Here is a 3,197-nt window from a genome sequence, read left to right as displayed (position 1 = left end):
CAGTTGCCGCGCCATTTTGCATCGTGTGTAGCCCACTTGCCGCGATCAGGAAAACTCCAAACCGTATTTGTTTCAAGTTCAAAATTTTCCGGTTCCCAGCTGACAATTTTTTCTGCCATTACTTGAATACCGCTGAAATTATCCCATTTTTAAGATCGTTTATGTTGTAGAGCGTATCAAGCACGTCAAAGGTTTCCCGTAAATTGCCTTTAGCAGATTTCCAGCCAAGTCCGTCTGTAATCCACACAAAATGTATATTTTTAAGCGGAGCAATTTCAGTTGTCAGGGTTTTGTAGCTGCGTGCCGTTTCGTTTAACTTTGAGCCTCCGCTTGTATAGAAATTTGTCTCAATCAAATATATGTTGCTGCTCGTTTTGACTACGTAATCAAAGCGTTTTTCATTTTTGCCCTCGTTGGACACAGTCGACAAATCCACATGCCATTTGTCCTGAATTTCACTAATGTACATCTCTTTAAAATAATTTTTGTCTTTTTCAAACCCTGCTTTGATAATAAATCGCTCCACAAGGTTTTCCATAAGATGCCCACCGCGATTTTTTCTTCCGTTGGAATCCAGCCCTGTTTCAACGCCGGTGACATAATCAACAAGATTGTTTATGATATGGTTTGCAAGCAGATTAAAAAGTCCGGTTTTACGCATAAACATTTTGTATTCTTCAATGCTGTAATTCATTTGCGTAAAACTAAATTTATACGCGCCGTCAGCATCCATTGCAGAAATTTCTGTTTCTCTTTTTGCAAGAAGGATTGGAATACATTTCAAGGTCTCCGGATATTTAGCTGCAAGCGCTTCAAACTTCTGCTCAATGTCTTTGACACCGACAAGACTGTTTAATATGTTCAGCTCAATTTTAATCGCCTCAACATTTGTATAAACTTTTGCAAAATCAATGTAATACGCATAGTCTGCAATGCTCTCCGTAAACGTACCAAGCCACTCATCAAAATTTCTCTTTGTCATTATCAATCACTCCTTTTAATAGTTGCAAACCAAAATTTCGCTGATTTTACCGCGTGACTGCGCTTTGCTGTTTATCATTCTGCTCGCTGCTACACGGAAAATATTTTGCCTGCTGTATAGTTCGTCAAAGAAATTATCGTTTTCATCGGCATTTTTTGGATCTGAATTACTTAATATTACGTTTGCTTTTCGTTTGGTAAGTTCCTGCACAAACTCTGCGAGTTCTATCTGATTTTGGTCGCTAAAACCGCTTTCCGTGTATGAAGTAAATGCGGAAGTAGTGTTTAACGGACGGTATGGGGGGTCAAGATACACAAGCGTATTTTCGTCTATGTACTCTATGGATTTCCGATAATCCGCACAGGCTATTGTTACATTCTGCAACGCTTTTGAGACGGCTGACAGATTTTCTTCGTCGCATATCTTCGGATTTTTGTAGGCTCCCATAGGCACGTTGTAAAGCCCTTTGGAATTAACTCGGTACAAACCGTTAAAGCAAGTCCTGTTAAGAAAAATAAATATCGCCGCACCAAGTACGGAATTTGTACTGCTGCCTGTTTCAATCAGTCTATTAAATTCATCGCGCCGTGCATAATAGTATGCTTTTCTGTCATCGTCCTTTAACGGAAGAAATTCTTTTTCATAACCTTTCAGAATATCTATAACTTCTCCGGCATGATCTCTGACCATACAGTAAAGGTTAATCAGTTCGGCGTTTATGTCGCTTATATAGACGTTGTCAAATTTATATTTGCCAAGCAGTTCAAAAAGCACGGCGCCTCCGCCAACGAACGGCTCAACGTAATTTTTAACAGTCGTACCCAAGCCTGCCGGATATTTCTTTGCTATTTCTTCTAAAAGCTGCCCTTTGCCGCCAACCCATTTGACAATAGGGTGCAGACCGCCAAACAACTTATAACGCGCATCTTCCGGCTTCTGTGCATTTTTCGGAATAAGCCACATATTGCCAAGCATTTCGGCGTCAGGTATTCTGTTTGTTGAGCAGAGAGTAGAAATTCTGCGGACAGAAATCCCCCACGCTTTTGCAGCCTCTCTGACAGAAATGTAGTCCATAGTCCAACCTCCAAGCAACTAACGCTGTATCTATTATATTCCATATCTGGAATAATAGCGATCCAAATCTCGCAATTTCTGTAACTTTTTGTCCCTTTTTGTCCGTCCTTGTACAAAGTCTAATGCGCAAATATAAAAAAATGTCATTTTCAAAATGACATTTTTTAAAAATTTTGTGCTGTACCACTCCGCCTCGCTAAAAAAAAAGGGCTGAAAATCTTTCAGCCCGTTGGGTTTTGTTCTTTTATCGGAAATTCCACATTTTAATACAGTTAGCATTCTTGACAGAATTACTTATCCAAAAATCTTTCGCAAAAATCTTTTGCCGTGATGATCTCTATATTTTCAAAATTTTCTATTACGAGAAGATCCGCGTCGCCGCTTACAACGTAGTAAGCCCCCGCGTCAAGCGCACATGCCAGAAATTTGTCGTCGTCAGGATCCCTGCATATCTCTACTTTGGAAACGGGTACTACAAACTCCATTGCTCCGATTAACGGCGCAAGTATATCTTTATTCAGTTGCCCCTGTTTACTGCCGCACGCAGAACTTTTTCAGGATTACCGCCGAAAAATACGCCGGAGATAAGAACGTTTGTGTCTATGACAATTTTCATGCTCTTTTTTTCCTGCGCACGTCCTTTACAAGCTCATTGACGTCGCTTTCAACATATCCTGCCTGTTTCGCCCATTTCTGAGCTTTTTTCAGGGAAAGGTTAAATTCTTCTTCCGTCGGAAGTTTCAGCGTTTTAAGCATGATGACGTCACCTGCAACGTAAGCAACCAGTTTGTCCCCTGTATCTATCGACAGAACACGCCTCATGGAAACAGGAAGCGCAATCTGTCCTTTGGAGGAAACTGTCAAAACCTGTGCAGTCATAAGCAGCACCGCCTTTGTAAGATTTTCTTACAAATAATTATATAGCGTTCCCGTCTGTTTGCAAACAGAAAACTTATATTGCTTTCAACAATGCTGTACCGCCCCGCTTTCGGGCACAAAAAAACGGGCTGAATTTGCCGTTCAGCCCGTCAATGTATCGTCACACAGCCGTTCGGAGTATTCTCCGCCGGCGTTGTTTTCAGTTTGTTGCGTTTCGTTCTGCGTCATGCAGTTTTTTTGCCAACAGCCTTAATGACTGTCT

The 3,197-nt window shown here is 41.0% G+C and carries 4 protein-coding genes; all 4 read right to left on the bottom strand.

The window, feature by feature from the left end; genetic code table 11:
- Positions 1–118: 118 nt before the first annotated feature.
- The 4 genes from KBS54_01200 to KBS54_01185 all read right to left on the bottom strand — a co-directional run bounded on the left by KBS54_01200 (position 119) and on the right by KBS54_01185 (position 2,935).
- Positions 119–982, bottom strand: coding sequence for a type II restriction endonuclease (locus KBS54_01200; protein ID MBQ0054750.1), 864 nt, complete (start codon positions 980–982; stop codon positions 119–121).
- 15 nt (positions 983–997) lie between these two features.
- Positions 998–2,056: a Dam family site-specific DNA-(adenine-N6)-methyltransferase gene (locus tag KBS54_01195; GenBank protein MBQ0054749.1), complete on the bottom strand. Its 1,059-nt coding sequence runs from the start codon at positions 2,054–2,056 to the stop codon at positions 998–1,000.
- A gap of 290 nt (positions 2,057–2,346) precedes the next feature.
- Complete coding sequence (locus tag KBS54_01190; protein ID MBQ0054748.1) at positions 2,347–2,541, bottom strand: putative toxin-antitoxin system toxin component, PIN family; 195 nt, start codon at positions 2,539–2,541, stop codon at positions 2,347–2,349.
- Between the two features lie 127 nt (positions 2,542–2,668).
- On the bottom strand, positions 2,669–2,935 hold the full coding sequence (locus KBS54_01185) for an AbrB/MazE/SpoVT family DNA-binding domain-containing protein (GenBank protein ID MBQ0054747.1): 267 nt from the start codon (positions 2,933–2,935) through the stop codon (positions 2,669–2,671).
- Between the last annotated feature and the right edge of the window lie 262 nt (positions 2,936–3,197).

This window comes from Candidatus Equadaptatus faecalis (assembly GCA_018065065.1).
GTDB lineage: Bacteria > Synergistota > Synergistia > Synergistales > Synergistaceae > Equadaptatus > Equadaptatus faecalis.
This window is presented reverse-complemented; position numbering and strand designations above follow the sequence as displayed.

Coding starts and splice junctions, on each gene's coding strand:
- KBS54_01190 (MBQ0054748.1), bottom strand. CDS start 2,541: ATGGAGTTTGTAGTACCCGTTTCCAAAGTAGAGATATGCAGGGATCCT.
- KBS54_01185 (MBQ0054747.1), bottom strand. CDS start 2,935: ATGACTGCACAGGTTTTGACAGTTTCCTCCAAAGGACAGATTGCGCTT.
- KBS54_01195 (MBQ0054749.1), bottom strand. CDS start 2,056: ATGGACTACATTTCTGTCAGAGAGGCTGCAAAAGCGTGGGGGATTTCT.
- KBS54_01200 (MBQ0054750.1), bottom strand. CDS start 982: ATGACAAAGAGAAATTTTGATGAGTGGCTTGGTACGTTTACGGAGAGC.